Consider the following 25467-nt stretch of genomic DNA (forward strand, 5'->3'; position numbering starts at 1 on the left):
GGACGGCGCCTGGGTCAGGGAAGCGGCGGCGGCCTACGCGGACAAGCACACCGGAAAGCACGGGGAGGCACAGGCATGACGACCGACGGTTGGCCGCTGTGGGAGGTGTTCGTGCGCTCCCGCCGCGGACTGTCCCACACCCACGCGGGCAGTCTCCACGCACCCGACGCGGAGATGGCCCTGCGCAACGCCCGCGACCTCTACACCCGCCGGTCCGAAGGCGTGTCGATCTGGGTCGTCCCCTCCACGGCCATCACCGCCTCCTCGCCCGACGAGAAGGACCCCTTCTTCGAACCGGCCGCGGACAAGCCCTACCGCCACCCGACCTTCTACGAGATCCCGGAAGGGGTGAAGCACCTGTGACCGGCACCACCGACACCCTCACCGCCGCCGCGGCGCTCGCCCTCGGCGACGACGCCCTCGTCCTCTCCCACCGCCTGGGGGAGTGGGCCGGCTCCGCCCCCGTCCTGGAGGAGGAGGTCGCCCTGGCCAACATCGCCCTCGACCTCCTCGGCCAGGCCCGGGTCCTGCTCTCCCTCGTCGGCGACGAGGACGAACTCGCCTACCTCCGCGAGGAGCGCTCCTTCCGGAACAGCCAGCTCGTCGAGCAGCCGAACGGCGACTTCGCCCACACCATCGCCCGGCAGCTCTACTTCTCCACCTACCAGCGTCTCCTCTACGGGCGGCTGGCCTCCGGCGACGGCCCCTTCGCCGGCCTCGCGGCCAAGGCCGTCAAGGAGGTCGCCTACCACCAGGACCACGCCGAGCACTGGACCCTGCGCCTCGGCGACGGCACCACCGAGAGCCACCAGCGGATGCAGCGCGCCTGCGACGCCCTCTGGAGGTACACCGGCGAACTGTTCCAGCCCGTCGACGGCCTCGACCTGGACCTCCCGGCCCTGGAGACCGCCTGGCTGGACTCGGTCACCGACGTCCTCGGCCGGGCCACGCTCACCGTGCCCTCCGGACCGCGCACCGGCGCATGGAGCGCGGGCGCCGGCCGGCAGGGCCTCCACACCGAGTCCTTCGGACGGATGCTCGCCGAGATGCAGCACCTGCACCGCAGCCACCCGGGGGCGACATGGTGACCATGACGGCCCTGGAGGAGGAACTGAGCCGCATCGCCGGCTCCGTCCCCGATCCGGAGCTGCCCGTCCTCACCCTGGAGGAACTCGGCGTCATGCGGGGCGTGCAGGTCCTCGGCCCCGGCCGGGTCGAAGTCTCCCTCACCCCCACCTACACGGGCTGCCCCGCCATCGAGGCCATGGCCTCCGACATCGAGCAGGCCCTCCACCGGCACGGCGTGCCGGACGTCACCGTCGTCACGGTCCTCGCCCCGGCCTGGTCCACCGACGACATCAGCGAGGAAGGACGGCGCAAACTCACCGAGTTCGGCATCGCCCCGCCCCGCCCCCAGGGACCCGCCGGCGGACCCGTGCCCCTCACCCTGGCGATCCGCTGCCCGCACTGCGGATCCACCGACACCGAGCTCCTGAGCCGCTTCTCCTCCACCGCCTGCAAGGCACTGCGCCGCTGCACCGCCTGCCGCGAACCGTTCGACCACTTCAAGGAGTTGTAGATGGTGTCCTCAGCCGCCGGACGGGCCGGGTTCCATCCGCTCCGGGTGAGCGAGGTCGACCGCCTCACGGACGACTCCGTGGCCGTCACCTTCGCGGTCCCGCCCGAGCTCCACGAGGCGTACCGCCACCTCCCCGGACAGCACCTCGCCCTGCGCCGCACCGGCGAGCAGGGCGAGGAGATCCGGCGCACGTACTCGATCTGCGCCCCCGCCTCCCCGGCCGGCGAACCCCCCGTCCTGCGCGTCGGCATCCGACTCGTCGACGGCGGCTCGTTCTCGACGTACGCGCTCAAGGAACTGGCCGTCGGCGACCTCGTCGAGGTCATGGAGCCGATGGGCCGCTTCTCGCTCACCCCGCGCCCCGGCCACTTCGCCGCCGTCGTCGGCGGCAGCGGCATCACCCCGGTCCTCTCGATGGCAGCCACCCTGCTCGCCCGCGAGCCGGAGGCCCGGTTCTGCCTGATCCGCAGCGACCGCACCGCCGCGTCCACGATGTTCCTCGACGAGGTCGCCGACCTCAAGGACCGCTACCCGGACCGCTTCCAGCTCGTCACCGTGCTCTCCCGTGAGGAGCAGCAGGCAGGCCTGCCCTCCGGCCGCCTCGACCGCGAGCGGCTCGCCGAACTGCTGCCCGCGATGCTGCCGGTCGACACGATCGACGGATGGTTCCTCTGCGGCCCCTTCGGACTCGTCCAGGGTGCCGAGCAGGCACTGCGCGGCCTGGGCGTCGACCGCGGCCGGATCCACCAGGAGATCTTCCACGTCGACGACGGCTCCGCGCCCGCCCCCGCCCCCGCGGCGGACGCCCCGGCGCACGCCACCCTGACGGCCACCCTGCACGGCCGGTCCGGCACCTGGCCGGTGGAGCGCGGCGAAACCCTCCTCGACACCGTGCTCCGCGCCCGCGCGGACGCCCCGTACGCCTGCAAGGGCGGGGTGTGCGGCACCTGTCGCGCCTTCCTCGTCGGCGGAGAGGTACGGATGGACCGCAACTTCGCCCTGGAGCCGGAGGAGACGGAAGCCGGATACGTCCTGGCCTGCCAGTCCCATCCGGCCACCCCGGACGTGGAGTTGGACTTCGACCGCTGACGAGTCCCGAGCACTGACGGAGTGGCGGCGCCGCCGAAGTACGGCCGGCGCCGCCATTCCCTTCCCCTAGAACCTGTTCTATCTTGACGACCCGTCAGGAAGACAGGGGTCGGCAACGGGAAGGCACCACAGTGGACTTCACCTTCACCGAAGAGCAGCAGGCAGCCGTCGAAGCGGCCAAGGCGGTCTTCTCGGACGTCGCACCCGACGCGGTACCCAGCCCCGCCCTCACCCCGGGCGCCGTGTCCGAGGACCTCGACCGACCGCTCTGGGCACGCCTCGCCACCGCCGACCTCCTCGGACTCACCCTGGCCCCCGAGCACGGCGGCGCCGGCCTCGACCCCGTCGCCCTCTGCCTCGTCCTCCGCGAATCCGCCCGCGTCCTCGCCCGCGTCCCACTCCTGGAGACCAGCGCCGTCGCCCTCACCATCGAGCGGTACGCCCACCCCCGCACGGCCGCCGCACTGCTCCCCCGCATCACCCGCGGCGAACTCGTCCTCACCGCCGCCGCCCAGGGACGCACCGGCCACGAACCCGCCCCCCACGCCGTCACCGCGCGCCGCGACGAAACCGGCTGGACCCTCGACGGCCTCCAGACCGCCGTCCCCTGGGCCCACCGCGCCGACATCATCGCCGTACCCGCGCACACCACCGAGGGCGGCACCGTCCTCGCCCTGCTGCCCCGCACCCACGACGGCCTCGGCCTCACCGACCAGTACTCCACCAACGGCGAACTCCTCGCCGAACTCCGCCTCGACGCCGTACACCTCGACGACACGGACGTCATCGACGCCGACGGCGCCTGGGAACGACTGCGCGACATCCTCACCACCGGCACCTGCGCGCTCGCCCTCGGCCTGGGAGAGGCCGTCCTCGCCATGACGAGCCAGTACACCGGAAAACGCGAACAGTTCGGCCACCCCGTGGCCACCTTCCAGGCCGTCGCCGTCCAGACCGCCGACCGCTACATCGACCTGCGCGCCATGGAGGCCACCCTCTGGCAGGCCGCCTGGCGCCTCTCCCACGACACCGACGGGCCACTGCCCGCGGCAGGGGACATCGCCGTCGCCAAGATCTGGGCCTCCGAAGGAGTACGCCGCGTGGTGCAGACCGCCCAGCACCTGCACGGCGGCTTCGGCGCCGACACCGACTACCCGCTGCACCGCTACCACGCCTGGGCCAAACACCTCGAACTGTCCCTCGGCCCCGCAGCCGCCCACGAGGAGGCCCTCGGCGACCTGCTGGCCGCCCACCCCCTCGGCTGACGCCCGGAAAGCCGTAAAGGACTCAGAGGACGAAGGCCGGGCTTCCGCCCTCCGCCACCATCGGACGCCCGGCACCGTCCCAGGCGAGCATCCCGCCGTCCACGTTCACCGCGTCGAAGCCCTGCTGCACCAGGTACTGCGTGACCTGCGCCGAACGCCCCCCGACCCGGCACATCACATAGGCGCGACCACGCTCGGCCACGGCCTCCGTCACCTCACCGAAACGGGCCACGAAGTCACTCATCGGCACGTGCAGCGCGCCCTCGACATGACCGGCCGCCCACTCGTCGTTCTCCCTGACGTCCAGCACCAGGGCATCGGCCGGCACGGAAGCCGCGTCCACGGAGGGCAGCGGGGAGAAATTCATGGGAAAGGCCTTCTCTCGTCGGAACCGCCCGAAGGATCCGGGCGCACAGAAAAACTACTGCACCAGCCCGGCCAGCTCGTTCTCCCGCTCGGAGACCTGCGCGAGCAGCTGCTCGGCGATCTCCTCCAGGAGCTGGTCCGGGTCGTCCGGCGCCATCCGCAGCATCGCGCCGATCGCGCTCTCCTCCAGCTCGCGCGCCACCGCCGACAGCATGTCCTTGCGCTCGGCCAGCCACTCCAGGCGCGCGTACAGCTCCTCGCTCTCGCTGAGCCTCTCCTCGGCCGGCACCGGCCCGGCCTCCCACTCCGCGGAGAGCTCACGCAGCAGCGCCTCGTCGCCCCGGGCGTAGGCGGCGTTCACGCGCGTGATGAACTCCTCACGCCGCTTCCGCTCGTCCTCCTCGCGCGCCAGGTCGGGATGGGCCTTGCGGGCCAGCTCGCGGTAGAGCCTGCGAGCCTCCTCGCCGGGACGGACCCGCTTCGGCGGCTGCACCGGCCGGTCGGTGAGCATCGCGGCGGCCTCGGGGGAGAGGCCGTCGGTGTCGATCCAGTCGTTGAACAGCTCGTCCACGCCGGGCATCGGCAGCACCGCGGCCCGCGCCTCCTGCGCCCGCCGCAGATCCTCGGGGTCCCCGGTGCGCGCCGCCCGCGCCTCGGCGATCCGCGCGTCGAGCTCGTCGAGCCGCGCGTACATCGGCCCGAGCTTCTGGTGGTGCAGCCGCGAGAAGTTCTCCACCTCGACCCGGAAGGTCTCGACGGCGATCTCGAACTCGATCAACGCCTGCTCGGCCACCCGCACGGCCTGCTCCAACCGAGCCTCAGGCCGCCCCTCCCCCACCTGCGGATCCACACCCTCCGGGTCCACGGCCTCCTGCGCGCCGACCCGCGGATCCACAGCCTCCGGGTCCGCGGCCTGCTGCGCGCCGACCTGCGGGTCCGCAGACGGCCGACCCTCGGACCGCTCGGCCTCGGGCCGCTCGTCCCCGGGTCCCTCGTTCACACCCTGGTCCACGCTCACGTCCACGCCCGCCAAGTCCTCGTTCCGCCTCGTCCCACCCAGCCTACGGTCCTCGCAGGGGGCCTCCCCCCTCCCTCCCCCTCCCTCCCCTCCCCCCTTTTTTTTGCTCCCCCCGCCCCCGCCGGACGTCAGACGCCCAGTTCCGCCGCCACGCGCCCCGTGCGGACGGCCGAGAGCAGGTCGGCGTGGTCCGCGGTGGTGCGGTCCGCGTACGTGACGGCGAAGGAGGCGACGGCCTCGTCGAGCTCCTCGTTCTTGCCGCAGTAGCCGGATATCAGGCGCGGGTCAGCGCTGTGGGCGTGCGCGCGGGCGAGTAGGGCCCCGGTCATCCGCCCGTAGTCGTCGAGCTGGTCCGCGGTGAGGGCGGCGGGGTCGACGCTGCCCTTGCGGTTGCGGAACTGCCTCACCTGGAACGGACGCCCCTCGACCGTGGTCCAGCCCAACAGGATGTCGCTGACGACCTGCATCCGCTTCTGTCCGAGCACCACGCGCCGCCCCTCGTGGCCGGCGTCCGGCACGGTGAATCCGGCGGCCTGCAGATGCGGCAGCAGGGCCGACGGCCGGGCCTCCTTCACCTGGAGCACCAGCGGTTCGCCCCGGTGGTCGAGCAGCAGCACCACATAGGAGCGGGTGCCGACGCTTCCGGTGCCGACCACCCGGAAGGCCACGTCGTGGACGGCGTACCGGGCGAGGAGCGGCAGCCTGTCCTCGGACACGGTCTCCAGGTACGCGCCCAGGGACTCGGCGACCTCGGCCGCCTCGGTGTCCGGGACTCTGCGCAGCACCGGGGGAGCGTCCACGAACCTGCGGCCGCCGCCCCCGGCGTCCGTCACGGCCTCGGTCGACCGGGCGGCGAACCTGGCGCTCGTGTTGTTGCGGGCCTTGGCGGAGACCCGCTCCAGGGTGCCGAGGAGGTCACGGGCGTCGGTGTGCGAGACGAGTTCCTCGTCGGCGATGGCGTTCCAGGCGTCGAGTGCGGGCAGTCGGGCGAGCAGGCGCATGGTGCGCCGGTACGCGCCGACGGTGTCGAACGCGGCGGCCCGGCACACGTCCTCGCCCGCCCCCACTTCCCGTCCGGCGAGGACGAGGGACGTGGCGAGCCGCTTGAGGTCCCATTCCCAGGGGCCGACGACGGTCTCGTCGAAGTCGTTGAGGTCCATGACGAGCCGTCCGCGTGCGTCACCGTAGAGGCCGAAGTTGGCGGCGTGCGCGTCGCCGCATATCTGGGCGGCGATCCCGGTGACGGGCGTCCCGACGAGGTCCTGGGCCATGAGCCCGGCGGAGCCGCGCAGGAAGGCGAAGGGGCTGGCCGCCATCCTGCCGACCCGTATCGGCGCGAGCTCGGGTACCCGGCCCCGGTTCGACTCCTCGACGGCGCGGACGGCGTCGGGGCGGTCGGTGGCGAGGGCCGGCTGGTCGTGCGAGGAGCGGGGCACCCGCTCGCGCAGCTGCTTGCCCCGGTCCTTGGGGGAGACCCCGGGGGCGGGGGCGGCGCGGCGCGCGAAGCCCGGCACGTGCGGGACGCGCGCCCCGTCCTGCCCTTCGTCCGTACCGCGCTGTCCTGGCACGACGGCCCGGATCTCGTCCATGGGACGCCTCCCCCGATGCGATGTCCAACATCATCCGGCCCTGACCGTACCGCCGTTCCCGATCACCCGTCTCCCCCTGTGGACAACGCCCCCACGAGCCTGTGGACAACCCCGGGAGCAAGCCTCTGAGCCGTGCATCCGGCCCCAGCACCGGACTGCCCCAGACCCGCCCCCGGGTCCGCCCTCAGACCGCGACGGCCTCTTCCATCTCCTCCTCGGCCTCAGCCCTGACCCGGGCATCGGCGTCGGCATCGGCGCCGTCCCTGCCCGTCCCCGTGGCCGCCGCAGTCCCCGGCGTCCCCGGAGTCTGTCCCTGGCCGGCGCTCGTCTGCTTCCGCCGAGACTCCGTGAGTCCGGCGAGGACGACGAGCGTGACACCGGCGAGGAGCCAGAGGGTGAGGACGAGAACGTTCCCGCCGAGCCCGTGGCCGTCGAAGTAGACGTGACCGCGCACGCCCTCGACGAAGCCCGCGCCGTTCCAGAAGGCATGCAGCGCGCCGAAGAAGCCGGGCTGGAGCTCGGGCCGGTAGATGCCGCCGGAGCTCGTGAAGTTGAGCATGACGAAGAGGACCATCACGCCGAGCGTGGTCCAGCGCCGCAGGAAGGTGTGCAGGCCGATGCCGACGGCGAGGATGCCCGCCGCGTACAGCCAGGACATCGCCCACACGCCCCCGAGGCCCTGGTCGACCAGGTGGAAGGCCGGTCCGGCGAAGAGGGTGCCGATCAGGCTGACGACGAGCGACATGCCGGCGGCGAGGAGCGCCCTGATCCGCATGGGCAGGACGGCTCCGGCTCCGCCGATGACGGCGACGGAGGCGTACGCGCCGATGCTGAGGGCGACGAGCAGGAAGAAGACGCCCTGGCCCGTGGGGTCGCCGGAGGCGGTGGGGGCGACGTCGGTGACCTTGAGGGGTGCGCCCTGTCCGGCGGCGACCTTGGTGAACACCTTCTCGACGGCCATGGCGCTGGTGTCGGAGGAGCCCGAGGCGACGAGCAGTTCGGGCGTGGTGCCGGGGATGTAGGCGCCGAAGCTGCGCTGTTCGCGCAGTGCGGAGGCGGCGGTGTCCCGGTCGGCGACGGTACGGACGTCGAGGGCGCCGGCGCCCTTGTCCTGGAGCGTCTGCGCGAGGACCTGGGTGGTGGGGCCGGAGCCGACGATGTCGACGCGCAGGTCGTGGGGTTCGGGCGCGTGGAAGGCGCCGAGGTAGGCGAGACCCATGCCGACGCACATCAACAGGGGGGTGAGCAGATGTCCGAGGACATGCCGCAACGCGCCGCTGGTGTTCGGTCCTGCGGACACCGAGACCTCCATGGTTGGCTTTTACAACTAAAGAACCGTTGTACTATACAACCGAAAGTTTCCGAGAGGCGACCCGTCCCGAACGCTCCCTCCCGGACGACCCGCCCCGAACCCCCCGGACCGACGGCGACGCACCGGCGGCAACGCACCGACAGCAGGGAGCGCACCATGACCGGCGCCGCAGAGCCACCCCGTGAGGCGTCGGTGGACGTCATCCAGCGCGAGCTGACCGCCTTCGCGCGCCGGGCCCGTGCCGCGGCGGCCCGGGTCCACCCCGAACTCCCGCTCGTCTCGTACACGTTGCTCGCCCACATCGAGGAGCAGCGCGGCTGCCGCGCCACCGACCTCGCGGCCCACTACCTCCTGGACAAGTCGACGGTGAGCCGCCAGGTCGCCGGCCTGGAGAAGCTCGGTTTCGTGGAGCGCCGCCCCGCCCCCGAGGACCACCGGGTGCAGGTGCTCCACCCCACCGAGGCCGGCACCCGGGTCCTCGCCGCGGCCCAGACGAACCGCATGGCCGCCTTCCAGGAACGGCTGGAGGACTGGTCGGCCGAGGATCTCGCCCGCTTCGCCGCGTATCTGCTGCGGTACAACGCCGCGGCCGCAGGCCCCCTCCCCGGCGCCCCCGCGAACTGACCCCGGCCCTCACCCGCCGACCCGACCCGGCCCCGGCTCTCACGCGCCGACCCGACCCGGCCCGGGCCCTCACGCGCCGGCCCGGCGCCGGCTCCGGCCCTCAACATGTCGGCCCGGCGCCGGTCCCCCTGCGCGGGCTACAGCCCCGCGTCCCGTGCGAGCAGCGCCGCCTGCACGCGGTTCTCGCAGTCCAGCTTGGCCAGGATCCGGCTCACGTACGTCTTCACGGTGGCCTCGCTCATGTGCAGCCGCTTCCCGGCGTCCGCGTTGGAGAGCCCTTCGCCGAGCAGTGCCAAGACGTCCCGCTCCTTCTCGCTGAGCGCCGCCACCCGTGCCCGCGCCTGCTCGGCGCGCGCCACCTCCCGACCCGCGGCCAGCCGCTCCACCACGTGCCGGGTCGCCGCAGGCGACAGATACGCGTCCCCCGCCGCGGCCGCCCGCACCGCCCGGATCAGCTCGGCGGGTGCCGTGTCCTTGAGCAGGAACCCGGCGCCCCCGTGCTCCAGGGCCCGCAGCACGTTCTCCCGCTCCCCGAAGGTCGTCAGGACGACCACGCGTGCCGCGGGCGCGGCCCGGCGCAGCTCCGGCAGCGCGGAGAGACCGTCGAGGACCGGCATCTGGATGTCGAGCAGGACCACGTCGGCGGCGTGCGCCCGTGCGGCCTCCACCGCCTCCCGCCCGTCGGCGGCCTCCCCGACGACCTCGATCTCCGGGTCCGAGGTGAGGATCATCCGGATCCCGGCTCTGATCAGAGGCTCGTCGTCGGCGATCACGACCCTGATGGGCTGCTCTGCCACTGCTTCTCCCCCACGCCTCCGGTACGGGCCGCCCAGCGCTACCGCTGCTCGACCGAGTACGACTTCTTCTCGATCAGCTTGCCGCCCTTGAAGCAGAACCGGAAAACGGGCTCCTCGTCATCGCTGTCGTCCATGTCCGAGGACATCAGCACCAGGCAGCTGGCGCCCGCCGGCCGCGCGGGCCCCGGGCCGTCCAGTCCTGCCGTGGCTATGGTGTCGCCCGGGGGCAGCTGGCCACGGACCTCCTTCTCGGTCATCCCGACCTCCACCGCCTCGTACTGGGCGGGGTCGATCATGCCGTCCTTCACGGAGCCCATGAGGAAGTAGAGGCCGAAGCCCGCCGCCACCACCAGCAGGACGAGCGCCGCGAACGCGATCCCGCAGCCCAGTGCGAACGCCCCGCCCGTGCTCCTGCCCCTGCCCCCACGCATCGCCATCGCCAGCTCCCGCTCCGTGAACGTCCAGTCGGCCGGTCCGACCGCGACCGGACGACCATCGCCCACCAGCGGCTTCGTGGTCTGCTGCCGGAAGTCGTCGGCCGCATCGACCAAAGGCGCTGCCTCGGCGACCGGCGCCGCCCCGTACGGCAGCATCCCGGCGACCCGGAACCCGCCGCCGTCGGCCGGGCCCGCATGGCACATGCCGCCCACCAGGCGGGCCCGCTCGACGAGGCCGGCCAGCCCCTGCCCGCCGCTCACCACGTCCCTCACCGGACCGTCCACCGGCTCGCCGTTGACGATCTCCACGACGAAGGTGTCCGGCTCGTAGCGCAGCTCGACGCCGATCGGCGCCCCCGGCGCGTACTTGTAGGCGTTGGTCAGGGCCTCCTGCACGATCCTGTACGCGGCGTGGTCGGCGGCGGGCGCCAGTGGTCTCTCCTCTCCCAGCCGCCGCAGTCCGACCGAGGTGCCGGCCGCGCGGGCCGCCGCCACGAGCCCCTCGATGCCGGCGGTCCCGCGCGCGGCCCGCCCCGTCTCGTCCCCGGCCGGCGCGGGCGCCGGCGAGGTGCCGCCCTCCGCCGCGACCCCGTCGCGGAGTATCCCGACGACCTCCCGCAGTTCGTGCATGGCGGTCACCGAGGCGTTCCGCAGGACGCCGACCACCTCGCGCTGCCGCTCGCCCAGCTCCCGGTCCACTTCGAGGGCGCCCGTGTGCACGGCGATCAGCGCCAGCTGGTGCCCGAGGCTGTCGTGCATGTCCTGGGCGATCCGCTGCCGCTCGCGCAGTCTGGCCTGCCAGACCACCATGTTCCGCTCGCGCAGCAGCTGCGCGTTGCGCTCCTGGAGCGCGTGCAGCAGGGTCCGTCGCTGGGTCCAGTAGCGGTGGGCGAGACCGGGGGCCAGCGTGGTGCCCAGGTAGTAGAGGGTGGCCATGAAGGCGACGGTGAGGAGCCGCTGCCGGTCCCAGGTCTCCAGGAGCGTGCCGCCGACGTCCAGGACGAAGGCGGCGATGAACGCGGCCAGTGCCCGCCCGGGGCTGGCGACGTACCGGCCGGACGACCAGCCGAGCACGATGAGCAGGGGCCCGAGGCCGGGCAGGAAGGGCGCGAGGCCGGCGGTCAGGACGAGCACGCCCGCGGGGAGTCTGCGCCGCAGCAGCGACAGCACGGCCGCGCCCGCGGCGACGGCGGCCAGCCGCCATCCCTCGCCGCCCAGGAGTTCCTCGGAGCCCGCCGCCAGCAGCGCGACGACCACGGCGAGGGCCACCTCGCCAGTGGTCCTGCGCCGTGACCAGTGCCCGGGCATCACGAGCCAATCCCACCAGGCGGCGACCCTGGCCGCGGTCTCCCGCGCGGTCCGGCTCCCCGACTTCGGCGTCGCGGCCCGGCTCCCCGACTTCGACATAGCGTCCACGCTCGAACCCTAGGCAGCGCCCGACCCCCCGGACGTCCCTCTTTCGTCTCGCCCCCGGACGACAAAAGTCGCGACCCCCGACGCGCCTCTCCGACGAGTACCCCGACGCTCTCCCGACGCGCCCCTCCGACGAGTACCCCGACGCTCTCCCGACAAGTACCCCGACGCTCTCCCGACATGCCCCCCGACAAGCACCCCGACGCTCTTCCGAAGCGCACCCGCCGTGTGCCCCGACGTGGGAAGGCTCACATTCGCCCCGGCATACGCGGAAGCCCCGTAGGTCGATGACCTACGGGGCTTCCGTCTGGTGCGCGAGGGGGGAGTTGAACCCCCACGCCCTTTCGGGCACTGGAACCTGAATCCAGCGCGTCTGCCTATTCCGCCACCCGCGCATTGGGTGGTCTCCCTGCCCTCTCACTTTTCAGTGGGAGCGCCTGGCGACATCTGAAGATTAGCACGTCGTAGACCGTGGATTCACATCCGTTGTTTCGCCCCCGCTCCCGGAGAACAAGGAGAGGGAGGGAGCGACGACGCGCCCACGCGGAACGGGAGCCGGGAGGAGTGGGCACGCCCGGGAGGGAGAGGACAGGAGGGAGAGGAGGGGAGAAGGACGGCGGAAGAGAGGAAGAAGGGGGGAGGAAGGGGACGGACCGGTCCGGAACCCCGGCCCGAGCCTCCGCTCCCACAGCCGGGTGCGGGACACTGTCCACAGGCCACCTCTACGATCCGTGGGGAAAGCTTGTGAGAGGTGACACTCGTCCACAGGGCAGAGAAGGGGAACCAGCCGATTTCCCGACGCGTGGATACGATCAGTAAGCAGTACCAGGGCGACAACGACGGAGGAGGTGCCCCATGGGAGTCCTGAAGCGTTTCGAGCAGCGTCTCGAAGGTCTGGTCAACGGCACCTTCGCCAAGGTCTTCAAGTCCGAGGTCCAGCCCGTCGAGATCGCCGGCGCGCTCCAGCGCGAGTGCGACAACAACGCGACGATCTGGAACCGCGAGCGGACGGTCGTCCCCAACGACTTCATCGTGGAGCTGAGCACGCCGGACTACGAGCGTCTCAGCCCCTACTCGGGTCAGCTCGGCGACGAGCTCGCCGGCCTGGTCAGGGACTACGCGAAGCAGCAGCGGTACACCTTCATGGGCCCGATCAAGGTCCACCTGGAGAAGGCCGAGGACCTCGACACCGGCCTGTACCGCGTCCGCAGCCGCACGCTGGCGTCGAGTACGTCACAGCCGCAGCCGCAGCAGCAGGACCGCGGCGGCTACGGGTACCCCCCGGCCGGCGCCCCGCCCATGCCCGCCTCCCCGCCTCCCGGCGCGCCCGGCCACCGGCCGACGGCGCCCGCCGGACGCCCGGCGGGCGGCCCCGGATCCATGCCCGGCCCCGCCACCCACGGCGGAGCGGGCGCTCCGGTGCGCCGCTGGATCGAGATCAACGGCACCCGCCATCAGATCTCCCGCCCGACCCTGGTCCTCGGCCGCAGCACCGACGCGGACGTGAGGATCGACGATCCCGGCGTCTCCCGCCGGCACTGCGAGATCCGGACCGGAACGCCCTCGACGATCCAGGATCTGGGATCCACCAACGGCATCGTGGTGGACGGGCAGCACACCACCCGCGCTACGCTCCGCGACGGCTCGCGGATCGTCGTGGGCAGCACCACCATCGTTTACCGGCAAGCCGAAGGGTGAAGCGGGGGCAATGTCAGAGCTGACCCTGACGGTCATGCGGTTGGGTTTCCTGGCCGTTCTGTGGCTGTTCGTCATCGTGGCCGTCCAGGTCATTCGCAGTGACCTGTTCGGTACACGGGTCACCCAACGCGGTTCGCGGCGCCAGGAGGCGCGGCCCCAGCAGAACGCGCGCCAGGCGGCCGCGCCTCCGCAGCAGCGCGGCCAGCAGAACGCGGGTGGCCGCCAGCGCCGCGGCGCCCCGACCAAGCTGGTCGTCTCCGAGGGCACCCTCACCGGCACGACCGTCGCCCTCCAGGGGCAGACGATCACGCTGGGCCGGGCGCACGACTCGACGATCGTGCTCGACGACGACTACGCCTCCAGCCGTCACGCCAGGATCTACCCGGACCGGGACGGCCAGTGGATCGTCGAGGACCTCGGGTCCACCAACGGCACCTATCTCGACCGGACCCGCCTCACCACCGCCACGCCGATTCCGCTGGGCGCGCCGATCCGCATCGGCAAGACCGTCATCGAGCTTCGGAAGTAGTGCCACGACATGAATGAGCGCGAGCGGAGCGAGCGAGCCGGGACGGTCCCCGCCGCGGGACGTGCCGCGCTCCCGACCGGAGCGACTGAATCGACCGGCGTGACCGGAGCGACCGGAGGGTGGGCAGTGTGGGTCGAGACCGGCCGTACCCCGATGCAGCGTCGACAGGGCAGGTGCGCATGACTCTGTCCCTGCGATTCGCCGCGGGCTCGCACAAGGGCATGATCCGCGAGGGCAACGAGGACTCGGGCTACGCCGGGCCCCGGCTGCTCGCCATCGCCGACGGCATGGGCGGACAGGCCGCCGGCGAGGTCGCCTCCTCCGAGGTGATCTCCACGCTCGTCACGCTCGACGACGACGTCCCCGGCTCCGACATCCTCACCTCGCTCGGTACGGCGGTGCAGCGCGCCAACGACCAGCTGCGGATGATGGTCGAGGAGGACCCGCAGCTGGAGGGCATGGGCACCACGCTCACCGCCCTCCTGTGGACCGGCCAGCGGCTCGGTCTCGTGCACGTCGGAGACTCCCGCGCCTACCTGCTCCGCGACGGCGTCCTCACCCAGATCACCCAGGACCACACCTGGGTCCAGCGCCTCGTCGACGAGGGCCGGATCACCGAGGAAGAGGCCACCACCCACCCGCAGCGCTCGCTCCTCATGCGCGCGCTCGGCAGCGGCGACCACGTCGAACCCGACCTCTCCATCCGTGAGGTCCGGGCCGGCGACCGCTACCTGATCTGCTCCGACGGCCTGTCCGGCGTGGTCTCCCACCAGACCCTCGAGGACACCCTCGCCAGCTACCAGGGCCCGCAGGAGACCGTGCAGGAGCTGATCCAGCTCGCGCTGCGCGGCGGCGGCCCCGACAACATCACGGTGATCGTCGCCGACGTCCTCGACGTCGATGGCGGCGACACCCTCGCCGGTCACCTCAGCGACACCCCGGTCATCGTGGGCGCCGTCGCCGAGAACCAGGCGCAGCTGAACGACGGCGGGGCGATGCAGACCCCGGCCGGCCGCGCCTCGGGCCTCGGCCGCACCGCGCCGCACCACCAGCCGCCCGCCGGCGGCTTCGGCCCGCCCGGCAGCGGCGACGACCACGGCTACGGCGGCATGCCTCCGCAGGGCTCCTTCGACTCGTACACGGACGACGACTTCGTCAAGCCGCGCACCGGCCGCAAGTGGCTCAAGCGCACCTTCTTCCTCCTCCTCGTCCTCGCGATCCTCGGCGGCGGCCTGTACGGCGGCTGGCGCTGGACGCAGACGCAGTACTTCGTGGGTTCCAAGGACCAGCACGTGGCGCTGTACCAGGGCATCAGCCAGGACCTGGCGTGGGTGTCGCTCTCGAAGGTCGAGAAGGACCACCCCGAGATCGAACTCAAGTACCTCCCCGCCTACCAGCGGAAGCAGGTCGAGGACACGATCACGGGCGGCAGCCTCGGCAAGGCCGAGACGAAGATCGCCGAGCTGGCCGTGCAGGCCTCGGCCTGCAAGAAGGCCGAGCAGCGGCACGCCGCCGCCGAGAAGGCCGCCGACCAGGCGAGCAAGCCGCCGGCCACCCAGAAGCCCGGCACCGCCACTCCTGACCCCAAGCCCACCACAGCCGCTCCCTCCCCGGGTCCCACCCTCACCGCGGAGGAGCAGAAGCTGGCCTCGAACTGCGGCAAGCAGTAAGCACCCGTAGGGGGCCTTTCACCACCATGAGCGTTGTCACCAACACGACCACCATCGGCGCGATCGAGGCGCCGAGCCGCCGCAACACCGAGCTGGCGCTGCTGGCGTTCGCCGTCGTCATCCCGGTGTTCGCGTACCTCAACGTGGGCCTGGCCATCGACGGCAAGGTCCCGGCCGGCATGGCCGGGTACGGCCTCGGCCTGGCGCTGCTCGCGACCGTCGCCCACCTCGTGGTGCGCAAGTGGGCGCCGTACGCGGACCCGCTGCTGCTGCCGCTGGCGACCCTGCTCAACGGCCTGGGCCTGGTGCTGATCTGGCGTCTCGACCAGTCGCCGCGGCTGATCGCGACCTCGATGCGGCTGTACAAGAGCTTCAGCCCCGACGCTCCCAGCCAGATGATGTACTCGGCGGTCGGCGTCGCCATGTTCGTGGGCGTGCTGCTGCTGCTCAAGGACCACCGCGTCCTCCAGCGCTACACGTACATCTCCATGGTCGCGGCCCTCGTCCTGCTGCTGCTGCCGCTCGTCCCGGGCCTCGGCGCGGACGTCTTCGGCGCCAAGATCTGGATCCGTATCGGCGGCTTCTCGATCCAGCCCGGTGAGTTCGCCAAGCTGGTCCTCGCCGTGTTCTTCTCCGGCTACCTGATGGTGAAGCGGGACGCGCTGGCGCTGGCCAGCCGCCGTTTCATGGGGCTCTACCTGCCGCGTGGCCGTGACCTCGGCCCGATCCTGACGATCTGGGCGGTCAGCCTTCTCATCCTGGTCTTCGAGAACGACCTCGGTACCTCGCTGCTGTTCTTCGGCATGTTCGTGATCATGCTGTACGTGGCGACCGAGCGGACCAGCTGGATCGTCATGGGTCTGCTGATGGCCGTGGCGGGCGCGGTGGTCGTCGGCTCCACGGCCAGCCACGTGAAGTCGCGTGTGGCCGCGTGGCTCGACCCCTTCGGCTGCCTGGAGACGGCCACCGACCAGAACATGCTGAACGCCTGTGACCAGATGACGCAGGTGCTCATGTCGTTCGGTTCGGGCGGCATCCTCGGCACCGGTCTCGGACAGGGCAACTCCGACCTCATCCAGTTCGCCGCCAACTCCGACTTCATCTTCGCCACCGTCGGCGAGGAGCTCGGCCTGACCGGCGTCATGGTCTTCCTGCTGCTGTACGGCCTGATCATCGAGCGCGGCATCCGTACCTCCCTCGCCGCCCGCGACCCCTTCGGCAAGCTGCTCGCGATGGGTCTGTCCGGTGCCTTCGCGCTGCAGATCTTCGTCGTCGCCGGCGGTGTGATGGGCCTCATCCCGCTCACCGGTATGACCATGCCGTTCCTCGCGTACGGCGGTTCCTCCGTGATCGCCAACTGGGCCCTGATCGGCATCCTCATCCGGATCAGCGACACCGCGCGCCGTCCCGCGCCCGCACCCGCCCCGTCCCCCGACGCCGAGATGACCCAGGTGGTCCGTCCGTGAACAAGCCGCTGCGGCGGGTCGCGATCTTCTGCGGCCTGCTGGTCCTCGCCCTGCTCCTGCGGGACAACTGGCTCCAGCTGGTCCGCGCCGACGAGCTGAACGCGCACCCCAAGAACCGGCGCGTGCAGATCGAGCGGTACTCGAACGAGCGCGGCAACATCATCGTCGACGGCAAGCCCATCACGGGCTCCGTCGACTCGGGCGACAAGTTCTACAAGTTCAAGCGGACCTACGTGGACGGCCCCATGTGGGCCCCGGTCACCGGGTACGCCTCGCAGGCCTACGACGCCAACCAGATCGAGAAGATCGAGGACGGCATCCTCACCGGCAACGACGACCGGCTCTTCTTCGACCGCACCCTCGCCATGTTCACCGGCGAGAAGAAGAAGGGCGGCGACGTCGTCACCACCCTCAGCGGCGCCGCGCAGAAGGCCGCCTACGAGGGCCTCGGCGACAAGACGGGCGCCGTCGTCGCCATCGAGCCGAAGACCGGCAAGATCCTGGCGATGGCGTCCACGCCCTCGTACGACCCCTCCACCTTCGCCGGCTACTCCGGCAAGGACGAGAAGGCCTGGGTCGCGCTGGAGAAGGACAAGAACAAGCCGAAGCAGAACCGCGCGATCCGCGAGATCTACCCGCCCGGCTCCGTCTTCAAGGTCGTCACCGCCGCCGCCGCTCTGGAGAACGGCAAGGTCACCGACATCAACGCGCCGACCGAGACCCCCGAGGGCTGGAAGATCCCGCTCTCCAACCGGGAGATGATCAACCACGCCCACGGCTGTGCCAACACCAGCCTCAACCACGCGCTGGAGATCTCCTGCAACTCGGTCTTCGCGAAGCTCGGCGACGACGTCGGCCGCGACAAGATGGTCGAGATGGCGGAGAAGTTCGGCTTCAACGCCGAGCAGTTCACCCCGGTCCGCTCCTCGGCCTCCGTCTTCGACAAGAACGCCGACCGCGGTGGAAACGCGCTCTCGTCGATCGGCCAGTTCAACACCGCGACGACCCCGCTGCAGATGGCGATGGTCACGGCGGCGATCGCCAACGACGGCAAGCTGATGAAGCCGTACATGATCGACCAGCTGCGGGCCCCGAACCTCGACATCATCAAGCAGAACGACCCGGAGGAGATGAGCCGCCCGGTCTCGCCGGAGACCGCCCAGAAGCTCCAGCAGATGATGGAGAACGTCGTCTCCAACGGCACCGGCGGCAACGCCGACCTGAACATGGACGGCGTGAAGGTCGGCGGCAAGACGGGTACGGCCCAGCACGGCGAGAAGAACGCCAAGCGTCCCTACGCCTGGTTCATCTCGTACGCGAAGACCGCCGAGGGCTCCCCGGTCGCGGTCGCCGTCGTCGTCGAGGACTCGGCCGGCACCGACCGTGAGGACATCACCGGTGGCGGTCTGGCCGCCCCGATCGCCAAGGCCGTGATGAAGGCGGTCATCAAGACCCGGGGCTGACCCCGGACCCCGTACGAGCCAGGTACCGGTCAGGTATCAGCTACCGGCCCCGGACGGAACGCCTCCCCGGGGCCGGTAGCGTATGCGCGAACAGCACACACCGCCGGACCACCCATGGGTGCGGTCGGGACAGACGGAGAGGGCTGGATTAGCTATGGAAGAGCCGCGTCGCCTCGGCGGCCGGTACGAGCTGGGCCCGGTGCTCGGCCGTGGTGGCATGGCCGAGGTCTACCTCGCCCAGGACACCCGGCTCGGCCGCACCGTCGCCGTGAAGACGCTGCGGGCCGACCTGGCCCGCGACCCGTCCTTCCAGGCCCGGTTCCGCCGTGAGGCACAGTCCGCCGCCTCGCTGAACCATCCGGCGATCGTCGCGGTCTACGACACCGGCGAGGACTACGTCGACCAGGTCTCCATCCCGTACATCGTGATGGAGTACGTCGACGGGTCGACCCTGCGTGAGCTGCTGCACTCCGGGCGCAAGCTGCTGCCCGAGCGCACCCTCGAGATGACGGTCGGCATCCTCCAGGCGCTGGAGTACTCGCACCGCGCCGGCATCGTGCACCGTGACATCAAGCCGGCGAACGTCATGCTGACGCGCACCGGCCAGGTCAAGGTCATGGACTTCGGCATCGCGCGCGCCATGGGCGACGCGGGCATGACCATGACGCAGACCGCCGCGGTGATCGGCACGGCCCAGTACCTCTCCCCGGAGCAGGCCAAGGGCGAGCAGGTCGACGCCCGCTCCGACCTGTACTCCACCGGCTGCCTCCTCTACGAGCTGCTCACCGTCCGTCCCCCGTTCATCGGCGACTCCCCGGTCGCGGTCGCGTACCAGCACGTCCGCGAGGAGCCGCAGCCGCCGAGCAACTTCGACCCCGAGATCACGCCCGAGATGGACGCCATCGTCCTGAAGGCGCTGGTCAAGGACCCCGACTACCGTTACCAGTCCGCCGACGAGATGCGCGCGGACATCGAGGCCTGCCTCGACGGCCAGCCGGTCGCGGCCGCCGCCGCGATGGGGATGGGCATGGGGGGCGCGCCCGGCTACGGCGGGGGCTACGGCGGGTATCCGCCGGAGGACCAGCCGACCACCGCGCTGCGCCAGGCCGACCCGGCCGGCCAGACGTCGATGCTGCCGCCGGTCAACCCGGACGACGGCGGGTACGGCTATGACGACCGTCCGGACCGCCGTCGCGGCGGTGGCCAGAAGAAGTCGAACACCTCGACGATCATCCTGGTCCTCGCGGGCATCCTGGTGCTCGTCGGCGCGATCTTCATCGGCGTCGCGCTCTTCGACAAGAAGGACGGACCGCAGAAGGTCACGGTCCCACAGCTGGTCGGCCAGACGATGGAAGGCGCGCGGGACCTCGCGAAGAACACCCAGGTGAAGGTCCAGCAGGCCGGCACCGAGCGCTGCGACCAGCCCAAGGACACCATCTGCCGCCAGGACCCGGTCGCGGACAACGTCCAGAAGATGGACGTCGACGGCACGATCCAGGTGTACGTCTCCGAGGGCGCCCCGCTCGTCGAGGTCCCGGACGTCGTGGAGCAGTCCCAGGACCGGGCCGAGCAGAGCCTCAAGGACAAGGGCTTCAAGGTCAAGGTCGAGCAGGAGGAGTCCGAGGAGGACCCCGGCACGGTCCTGAAGCAGAACCCCGACGGCGGCACCAAGGCGGAGAAGAACTCCGAGATCACGATCACCGTCGCGAAGAAGCAGCTGTCGGAGCTTCCCAGCTTCAAGGGCCGCACCTACGACCAGGCCGCCCAGCAGCTGAGCGCGATCGGCTTCACGAACGTGACCAGGGAGGACGTCGACTCGAACGAGCCCGCGGGCACGGTCATCGACCAGACCCCGCAGGGCCCGTCGAACCAGCCGAAGGACGTCCAGATCACGCTGAAGGTCTCCAAGGGCCCGCAGCAGACCCAGGTCCAGATCCCCACGGGCCTGACCGGCAAGAAGTTCAAGGAGGTCCGGGACATACTCCAGGGCCTGGGCCTCACGGTCGTCCAGGTGGGCTCCGACAAGGAGGACGCCCTGGTCTTCGGCACGAACCCGCCGGAGGGTTCGATGGTCGACAAGACCCAGCCGATCACCGTCAACACGCTGGGCGGCGGCGGGGACAACAACAACGGCAACCCCGGCGGTGGCGGCGGCGGCTTCTTCGGCTGACGCCCGCCCTCACCGAGCACGGACAACGGGAGAGCCCCGGCATCCACCACGGATGCCGGGGCTCTCCCGTCGTTCTCGGTTCAGCCTGTTCTCGGCTCAGCTTGTTCTCGGCTCAGCGCAGCTCCGCCGGAGGGGTCCGGTCGCGGTCGACCTTCTCCGTGCGCTCCAGTTCGCCCCAGACGATGTAGCGGTAGTCCGAGGTGTACATGGGGGTGCAGGTGGTCAGCGTGATGTAGCGGCCCGGCTTGGTCTTCCCGGATTCCTCGGGGACGGGCTGGAGGACGTCCACGTTGTACTTCGTGGTCTCGGGCAGGGTCTTGTAGACCTTGTAGACGTACCAGGTGTCCTTGGTCTCGAAGACGATCGCGTCCCCGGTCTTCAACTTGTGGATGTTGTGGAACTTGGCGCCGTGTCCGTCCCGGTGGGCGGCGAGCGTGAAGTTGCCCCGCTTGTCCTGCGGGAGCGCGGACTTGACCGGGTCGGTGTAGTAGCCGGCGACGCCGTGGTTGAGGACGTCGGTGCCGGTGCCCTGCTTCACCAGGACCTCGCCGTTCTTCATGGCGGGTACGTGGAGGAAGCCGATGCCGTCCTTGGTGTCCAGCGCGCCGGGCCCGTCGGCCCACCGGTCGCGGACCTGGGCGCCGTCCTTGTCGGCGGCGCGGTCGGCGAGGACGTTGGTCCACCACAGGGAGTAGACGACGAAGAGGCCGAGCACCAGGCCCGCCGTGATGAGGAGTTCGCCGAAGAGGCTGATGAGCCCGGCGATCCGATTGCGCGCGCGTGCCACTAGGTCGTCCCGTCGTCCCGTCCGGAGGTGTGGGGTCTCAGCCTACGAGCGCTTCCGGCTTTCCCTTGCTGCGCGGGCGTTCGTCGACCAGCTTGCCCCACACGATCATGCGGTACGTGCTGGTGAACTCCGGTGTGCAGGTGGTCAGTGTGATGTACCGGCCGGGTCCCTTGAAGCCGGACTGCTTCGGTACGGGTTCGATCACCGAGACGTTCGAGGGCGAGGTCTGCGGCAGGATGCTGGCCATCTCGTACGTGTAGTACGCGGTCTGCGTCTCGACGACGATCGGGTCCCCGGGCTTCAACCGGTTGATGTACCGGAACGGTTCGCCGTGGGTGTTGCGGTGGCCGGCCACCGCGAAGTTGCCCTGCTTGTCGGCCGGCATGGCCGTCTTGAGCTTGCCCTCGCCGTAGTGGCCGACCATGCCCTTGTCGAGGACGTCGGTCTTGCTGATGCCCTCGGCGATGGGGACGACGACGTCCAGCTTGGGGATGTACATGATGGCGAAGCCCTTGCCGGGCTCGAAGGCCTCGGGCTTCTCGTCCCCGCCGCCCCTGGCCCAGGTGTCCTCGATCTGGGCCTTGGCCTTGTCGGTCTCCTGGCCGGCCCGGACGTTCGTCCACCACAGCTGGTAGGTGACGAAGAGGAGCATGACGACGCCGAAGGTGATGAAGAGTTCTCCGACGACCCGGCTGGCGACGACGCCGACGCTCTCCTTGGCGGCGCGGGCGGCCCGCCGGGCCTCCACGCGGGAGAGGGGGCGTCCTTCGGCGGCGGACGGAGCGGCGGCCGCGGGGCCGGCGCCCCGGTTCCTGCCCCGGCCGCCCTTGGCGGCACGCCGGCGCTCGGCCCGCCCGGGCCCCGACGGCGGCGGCTCGGCGGGGTCCTCCACGGCCCGCAGAGGCATCGTCTCGTCCGGCGGGGCCGCCGGGGGCTCTTCCGCCTCGTACGGCCCGTACGAGGGCTCGTAGGGGCCCTCTTGGGCGGCGGACCCGCGGGACACCGGCTCCTCGTACGCGTACGACTCGGCGGACGCGTACGGATCAGCGGGGACGTACGCCTCGGCGGCGGGCGCGTAGGGTTCGGCAGCTGACGCGTACGGTTCGGCGGCCGACGCGTACGACTCAGCGGCGGGCGCGTACGGTTCGGCGGCCGGCACATACGACTCAGCGGCGGGCGCGTACGGTTCGGCGGCCGGCACATACGACTCGGCGCTCGGCGCATACGACTCGGCGCTCGGTGCGTACGGTTCGGCGTTCGGTGCGTACGGCTCGGCGTTCGGCGCGTACGGCTCGGCGTTCGGCGCGTATGAGTCCCCGGTTATCGGCTCCGGTTCCGGCCCGTTCGACGGCCGGAACCACGGCGAGCCCGTCGTCACGCGACGGCCTTGCCCACCACCGGAGCGAGCCCCGCCGACCTGCCGACCGCCCCCTTGTCGCCGCACTGCTCCAGCCAGTTGGCCAGCATCAGGTGCCCGTGCTCGGTGAGGACCGACTCGGGGTGGAACTGCACTCCCTCGACGGGCAGTTCACGGTGGCGCAGCCCCATGATGATGCCGTCCTCGGTCCGTGCCGTGACCTCGAGCTCGGCCGGGAGGTCGGCGGGCTCGGCGGCCAGCGAGTGGTAGCGGGTCGCGGTGAACGGCGAGGGAAGACCGGCGAAGACGCCCTGGCCCCCGTGCGTGACGAGGGAGGTCTTGCCGTGCAGCAGCTCGGGCGCGCGGTCGACGACGCCGCCGTAGGCCACGGCCATCGACTGCATGCCGAGGCAGACGCCGAAGACGGGCACACCGGTGTCGGCGCAGTGCCGGACCATGTCGATGCAGACCCCGGCCTGCTCGGGCGCGCCGGGCCCGGGAGAGAGCAGGACGCCGTCGAAGCCGTCCTGGGCATGGCTCAGCTCGACCTCGTCGTTGCGGAGGACTTCGCACTCGGCGCCGAGCTGGTAGAGGTACTGAACGAGGTTGAAGACGAAGCTGTCGTAGTTGTCGACGACGAGAATTCGCGCGCTCACTGGCCGTCCACCGTCACATCGTTGAACGGAAGCAGAGGCTCCGCCCAGGGGAACACGTACTGGAAGAGGACATAGACGACCGCGAGGACCAGCACGATCGAGATCAGCGCCCGTACCCACGCGTTGCCCGGCAGATGCCGCCAGATCCAGCCGTACATGACGTCGACCGCCCCTTCCGTTCGTTACGGGGACCAGAGTACGGGGCGAGCGGGCCGCGGGGGGTCAGCTGCCCAAAGCCTGTGGACGACCGTCGGTCACCGGGCGGGTGGCGTCGAGGTGCGCCCAGACGATCAGCCGGTGGCTGCTGCCCCACTCGGGGTCGCAGGTGGTGAGGGTGAGGTAGCGCCCGGGACCGTCGAAGCCGGACTTCCTGGGGACGGGGTCGACGACGGCGGTGTCACCGGGGACGGTCCGGTAGGGGCCCCGGTCGATCCGGTAGGTGAACCAGGTCGTGCCGTCGGTGAGGACGATCGCGTCGCCGGGGCGCAGCCGCGGGAAGTCCTTGAACGGGTCGCCGTGGGTCCGGCGGTGGCCGGCGACGGCGAAGTTCCCGGTGGCTCCGAGCGGGGCGGTGCGGGCGTAGTGGCCGAGGCCCCGCTTCAGGACGTCGGGGCCGGTGCCTTCGAGGACGGGCCATTCCCAGTCGCGGCCGAGCCGGGGGACGTACATGACGGCGAAGCCCTTGCCGGTGACGTACGGCGCCGGTACGCGCGCGGGGGCGGGTGCGGCGGCTACGGGCGTGCCGGCCCACTCCTTCTGGAGGGTGTCGATCTGGGCGGCGCCGGCGCTGCCGGCCTGGACGCCGGTCCAGTAGAGGAGGTACGCGACGAAGAGGACGACCAGGGCGCCGGCGGTGATGCACAGCTCGCTGAGGGTCCTGACGACGAGACGCAAGCGGCCCTCCCGCCGTCAGCTCACCGGCTTCGCGTAGTGGAGGTCCACTGTGCCCGAGTAGCCGGGAAGAGTCACCGTCCGGTGCTCGTCGACTTTCCAGCCGAGTCCGTACGCCTTGACGTACAGCTGGTAGTTCTGGAGCGCGGGGGAGTCGGCGAGGGCCCTGGTCAGCTTCCCCCGGTCACCGACGGCGGTGATCTTGTACGGCGGGGAGTAGACGCGGCCCTGGAGGATCAGGGTGTTGCCGACGCAGCGCACGGCGCTGGTGGAGATGAGCCGCTGGTCCATGACCCGGATGCCTTCGGCGCCGCCGTGCCACAGGGCGTTGACGACGGCCTGGAGGTCCTGCTGGTGGATGACGAGGTCGTTGGCCTGCGGTTCGGGGTATCCGGGGGCGGCCTGGGCGTTCGGCGGGGCGTCGTCGAGGGTGACGGTGAGGCCGGAGCCGGAGACCTCGGTGGTCCCGGCCTCGGCCTCCAGTGCGTCGAGTTTCTCGTCCTCCGCACGCGTGGAGCCGTCGTCTCGGGCGGCGAGGGAGTCGACCTGGGTGCGGAGGGCGGCGGTGGACTCGTCGAGGCCGGCGTTCTTGTGGCTGCGTTCCTCGATGAGGTCGGAGAGCCTCAGGAGTGAGGCGTCCGTCCGGAGGTTGGTGCCCTTGGCGGTGTTGAAGCTCGTGACGAAGATCAGCCCGGCGAGGGCGAAGACGGCAAGGGTGAGCACTCGGACGGGGCGCCACCTCGTGGTGCGGCCCGGCCCTTCGGGAGTGTCGGCGGAATTGCTCAACGTACCCTGATCCCCTTCGGTGCCGCGGAACCACTACGCTAACGGACGCTTGGGGGACGCAGTCGTCCTCCTTCGTCACATCCCGGCGCCAGCCACAGTTCCCTGCGCGGTCACGCAGCGCATCGACAGGAGAGTCCCTCGTGCCGAAGTCACGGATCCGCAAGAAGGCCGACTTCACGCCTCCGCCCGCCAAGGCCACCACCATCAAGCTGACCAACCGCAGCTGGGTGGCGCCCGTGATGCTGGCGCTGTTCGCCATCGGGCTGGTGTGGATCGTGGTCTTCTACGTCACCGACGGCACCATGCCGGTCGAGTCGATCCGGAACTGGAACATCGTGGTGGGCTTCGGCTTCATCGCGGCCGGCTTCGGCGTCTCCACGCAGTGGAAGTAGCGGCGGAAGCAGGGGTGGTCCGGGCGATCTAGCGGTCGCGGGGGCCACTCGTCAAGTTCTCCCCCGAGCTTATCCACAGAGTTGTGCACAGCACTGGATAACTTACGAAGATC

Annotated in this window: 25 protein-coding genes and 1 tRNA gene; 13 read left to right on the forward strand and 13 right to left on the reverse strand. The window is 71.1% G+C overall.

The window, feature by feature from the left end:
* The first annotated feature begins 75 nt into the window (after window positions 1-75).
* From paaB to ABZ318_RS12125, 5 genes are all read left to right on the forward strand, one after another.
* Window positions 76-363 carry a 1,2-phenylacetyl-CoA epoxidase subunit PaaB gene (gene paaB, locus ABZ318_RS12105; RefSeq protein WP_030692422.1) on the forward strand — a complete coding sequence of 96 codons (288 nt, stop codon included), beginning with the start codon at window positions 76-78 and terminating at the stop codon, window positions 361-363.
* Window positions 360-1088 (forward strand): 1,2-phenylacetyl-CoA epoxidase subunit PaaC, encoded by a 729-nt coding sequence (paaC, locus tag ABZ318_RS12110; protein WP_093875165.1) that lies wholly within the window; start codon window positions 360-362, stop codon window positions 1086-1088. The genes paaB and paaC overlap by 4 nt, the downstream gene beginning before the upstream one ends.
* A complete protein-coding gene (gene paaD, locus ABZ318_RS12115) occupies window positions 1082-1579 on the forward strand; it encodes a 1,2-phenylacetyl-CoA epoxidase subunit PaaD (RefSeq protein WP_356902366.1) in 498 nt (165 codons plus the stop codon). Before paaC ends, paaD begins: the two co-directional genes overlap by 7 nt.
* Entirely contained in the window at window positions 1580-2668 is a 1089-nt protein-coding gene (locus ABZ318_RS12120; protein WP_356902367.1) for a 2Fe-2S iron-sulfur cluster-binding protein, read from the forward strand.
* Between the two features lie 131 nt (window positions 2669-2799).
* A complete protein-coding gene (locus ABZ318_RS12125) occupies window positions 2800-3933 on the forward strand; it encodes an acyl-CoA dehydrogenase family protein (RefSeq protein WP_356902368.1) in 1134 nt (377 codons plus the stop codon).
* 22 nt (window positions 3934-3955) lie between these two features.
* On the opposite strand, the gene ABZ318_RS12130 is transcribed toward ABZ318_RS12125, so the two are convergent.
* From ABZ318_RS12130 to ABZ318_RS12145, 4 genes are all read right to left on the reverse strand, one after another.
* On the reverse strand, window positions 3956-4300 hold the full coding sequence (locus tag ABZ318_RS12130; protein WP_356902369.1) for a rhodanese-like domain-containing protein: 345 nt from the start codon (window positions 4298-4300) through the stop codon (window positions 3956-3958).
* Window positions 4301-4354: 54 nt separating this feature from the next.
* The gene (locus tag ABZ318_RS12135; RefSeq protein ID WP_356902414.1) at window positions 4355-5149 is read right to left on the reverse strand and encodes a hypothetical protein; all 795 of its coding nucleotides are present in this window, start codon (window positions 5147-5149) and stop codon (window positions 4355-4357) included.
* A gap of 296 nt (window positions 5150-5445) precedes the next feature.
* Window positions 5446-6906: a DUF2252 domain-containing protein gene (locus ABZ318_RS12140; protein ID WP_356902370.1), complete on the reverse strand. Its 1461-nt coding sequence runs from the start codon at window positions 6904-6906 to the stop codon at window positions 5446-5448.
* 184 nt (window positions 6907-7090) lie between these two features.
* Entirely contained in the window at window positions 7091-8206 is a 1116-nt protein-coding gene (locus ABZ318_RS12145; RefSeq protein WP_356902371.1) for a hypothetical protein, read from the reverse strand.
* Window positions 8207-8374: 168 nt separating this feature from the next.
* On the opposite strand from ABZ318_RS12145, the gene ABZ318_RS12150 reads away from it, so the two are divergent.
* On the forward strand, window positions 8375-8842 hold the full coding sequence (locus ABZ318_RS12150) for a MarR family winged helix-turn-helix transcriptional regulator (protein WP_356902372.1): 468 nt from the start codon (window positions 8375-8377) through the stop codon (window positions 8840-8842).
* A gap of 137 nt (window positions 8843-8979) precedes the next feature.
* On the opposite strand, the gene ABZ318_RS12155 is transcribed toward ABZ318_RS12150, so the two are convergent.
* The 3 genes from ABZ318_RS12155 to ABZ318_RS12165 form a co-directional block, all read right to left on the reverse strand.
* Window positions 8980-9639: a response regulator transcription factor gene (locus tag ABZ318_RS12155; RefSeq protein WP_356902373.1), complete on the reverse strand. Its 660-nt coding sequence runs from the start codon at window positions 9637-9639 to the stop codon at window positions 8980-8982.
* Between the two features lie 38 nt (window positions 9640-9677).
* A complete protein-coding gene (locus ABZ318_RS12160; protein WP_356902415.1) occupies window positions 9678-11384 on the reverse strand; it encodes a histidine kinase in 1707 nt (568 codons plus the stop codon).
* A 413-nt stretch (window positions 11385-11797) separates the two neighbouring features.
* Window positions 11798-11884 (reverse strand) — tRNA-Leu (locus tag ABZ318_RS12165).
* A 460-nt stretch (window positions 11885-12344) separates the two neighbouring features.
* On the opposite strand from ABZ318_RS12165, the gene ABZ318_RS12170 reads away from it, so the two are divergent.
* The 6 genes from ABZ318_RS12170 (at window position 12345) to pknB (ending at window position 20485) form a co-directional block, all read left to right on the forward strand.
* Entirely contained in the window at window positions 12345-13187 is an 843-nt protein-coding gene (locus ABZ318_RS12170) for a DUF3662 and FHA domain-containing protein (protein ID WP_356902374.1), read from the forward strand.
* Between the two features lie 10 nt (window positions 13188-13197).
* On the forward strand, window positions 13198-13716 hold the full coding sequence (locus ABZ318_RS12175; RefSeq protein WP_093875156.1) for an FHA domain-containing protein: 519 nt from the start codon (window positions 13198-13200) through the stop codon (window positions 13714-13716).
* Window positions 13717-13895: 179 nt separating this feature from the next.
* Window positions 13896-15386, forward strand: coding sequence for a Stp1/IreP family PP2C-type Ser/Thr phosphatase (locus tag ABZ318_RS12180; RefSeq protein ID WP_356902375.1), 1491 nt, complete (start codon window positions 13896-13898; stop codon window positions 15384-15386).
* 26 nt (window positions 15387-15412) lie between these two features.
* Window positions 15413-16852, forward strand: a complete 1440-nt coding sequence (locus tag ABZ318_RS12185; RefSeq protein ID WP_356902376.1) for an FtsW/RodA/SpoVE family cell cycle protein — start codon at window positions 15413-15415, stop codon at window positions 16850-16852.
* Entirely contained in the window at window positions 16849-18315 is a 1467-nt protein-coding gene (locus ABZ318_RS12190) for a penicillin-binding transpeptidase domain-containing protein (protein ID WP_356902377.1), read from the forward strand. Before ABZ318_RS12185 ends, ABZ318_RS12190 begins: the two co-directional genes overlap by 4 nt.
* Window positions 18316-18469: 154 nt before the next feature.
* Window positions 18470-20485: a Stk1 family PASTA domain-containing Ser/Thr kinase gene (pknB, locus tag ABZ318_RS12195; RefSeq protein WP_356902378.1), complete on the forward strand. Its 2016-nt coding sequence runs from the start codon at window positions 18470-18472 to the stop codon at window positions 20483-20485.
* A gap of 112 nt (window positions 20486-20597) precedes the next feature.
* Here pknB and ABZ318_RS12200 read toward each other — a convergent pair whose 3' ends face one another.
* The 6 genes from ABZ318_RS12200 to ABZ318_RS12225 form a co-directional block, all read right to left on the reverse strand.
* Window positions 20598-21272: a class E sortase gene (locus ABZ318_RS12200; protein WP_356902379.1), complete on the reverse strand. Its 675-nt coding sequence runs from the start codon at window positions 21270-21272 to the stop codon at window positions 20598-20600.
* Between the two features lie 37 nt (window positions 21273-21309).
* Window positions 21310-22650: a class E sortase gene (locus tag ABZ318_RS12205; RefSeq protein ID WP_356902380.1), complete on the reverse strand. Its 1341-nt coding sequence runs from the start codon at window positions 22648-22650 to the stop codon at window positions 21310-21312.
* Window positions 22647-23285, reverse strand: coding sequence for an aminodeoxychorismate/anthranilate synthase component II (locus ABZ318_RS12210; RefSeq protein ID WP_356902381.1), 639 nt, complete (start codon window positions 23283-23285; stop codon window positions 22647-22649). Before ABZ318_RS12210 ends, ABZ318_RS12205 begins: the two co-directional genes overlap by 4 nt.
* Window positions 23282-23443 (reverse strand): hypothetical protein, encoded by a 162-nt coding sequence (locus ABZ318_RS12215; protein WP_015034837.1) that lies wholly within the window; start codon window positions 23441-23443, stop codon window positions 23282-23284. The genes ABZ318_RS12210 and ABZ318_RS12215 overlap by 4 nt, the downstream gene beginning before the upstream one ends.
* Before the next feature lie 64 nt (window positions 23444-23507).
* On the reverse strand, window positions 23508-24179 hold the full coding sequence (locus tag ABZ318_RS12220; RefSeq protein ID WP_356902382.1) for a class E sortase: 672 nt from the start codon (window positions 24177-24179) through the stop codon (window positions 23508-23510).
* A gap of 15 nt (window positions 24180-24194) precedes the next feature.
* Window positions 24195-24962: a DUF881 domain-containing protein gene (locus ABZ318_RS12225; RefSeq protein WP_356902383.1), complete on the reverse strand. Its 768-nt coding sequence runs from the start codon at window positions 24960-24962 to the stop codon at window positions 24195-24197.
* A gap of 140 nt (window positions 24963-25102) precedes the next feature.
* Between ABZ318_RS12225 and crgA the strand changes: the two genes are divergently transcribed.
* Window positions 25103-25354, forward strand: a complete 252-nt coding sequence (gene crgA, locus ABZ318_RS12230) for a cell division protein CrgA (RefSeq protein WP_356902384.1) — start codon at window positions 25103-25105, stop codon at window positions 25352-25354.
* Window positions 25355-25467: the final 113 nt, after the last annotated feature.

It is taken from the genome of Streptomyces sp. NPDC006197 (assembly GCF_040613865.1).
GTDB lineage: Bacteria > Actinomycetota > Actinomycetes > Streptomycetales > Streptomycetaceae > Streptomyces.

What these genes read in the sequence shown, in the direction of transcription:
- paaB (WP_030692422.1), top strand. Translation starts at nt 76, where the DNA reads ATGACGACCGACGGTTGGCCGCTGTGGGAGGTGTTCGTGCGCTCCCGC.
- paaD (WP_356902366.1), top strand. Translation starts at nt 1,082, where the DNA reads ATGGTGACCATGACGGCCCTGGAGGAGGAACTGAGCCGCATCGCCGGC.
- ABZ318_RS12120 (WP_356902367.1), top strand. Translation starts at nt 1,580, where the DNA reads ATGGTGTCCTCAGCCGCCGGACGGGCCGGGTTCCATCCGCTCCGGGTG.
- ABZ318_RS12130 (WP_356902369.1), bottom strand. Translation starts at nt 4,300, where the DNA reads ATGAATTTCTCCCCGCTGCCCTCCGTGGACGCGGCTTCCGTGCCGGCC.
- ABZ318_RS12140 (WP_356902370.1), bottom strand. Translation starts at nt 6,906, where the DNA reads ATGGACGAGATCCGGGCCGTCGTGCCAGGACAGCGCGGTACGGACGAA.
- ABZ318_RS12150 (WP_356902372.1), top strand. Translation starts at nt 8,375, where the DNA reads ATGACCGGCGCCGCAGAGCCACCCCGTGAGGCGTCGGTGGACGTCATC.
- ABZ318_RS12160 (WP_356902415.1), bottom strand. Translation starts at nt 11,384, where the DNA reads ATGCCCGGGCACTGGTCACGGCGCAGGACCACTGGCGAGGTGGCCCTC.
- ABZ318_RS12170 (WP_356902374.1), top strand. Translation starts at nt 12,345, where the DNA reads ATGGGAGTCCTGAAGCGTTTCGAGCAGCGTCTCGAAGGTCTGGTCAAC.
- ABZ318_RS12175 (WP_093875156.1), top strand. Translation starts at nt 13,198, where the DNA reads ATGTCAGAGCTGACCCTGACGGTCATGCGGTTGGGTTTCCTGGCCGTT.
- ABZ318_RS12180 (WP_356902375.1), top strand. Translation starts at nt 13,896, where the DNA reads ATGACTCTGTCCCTGCGATTCGCCGCGGGCTCGCACAAGGGCATGATC.
- ABZ318_RS12185 (WP_356902376.1), top strand. Translation starts at nt 15,413, where the DNA reads ATGAGCGTTGTCACCAACACGACCACCATCGGCGCGATCGAGGCGCCG.
- pknB (WP_356902378.1), top strand. Translation starts at nt 18,470, where the DNA reads ATGGAAGAGCCGCGTCGCCTCGGCGGCCGGTACGAGCTGGGCCCGGTG.
- ABZ318_RS12215 (WP_015034837.1), bottom strand. Translation starts at nt 23,443, where the DNA reads ATGTACGGCTGGATCTGGCGGCATCTGCCGGGCAACGCGTGGGTACGG.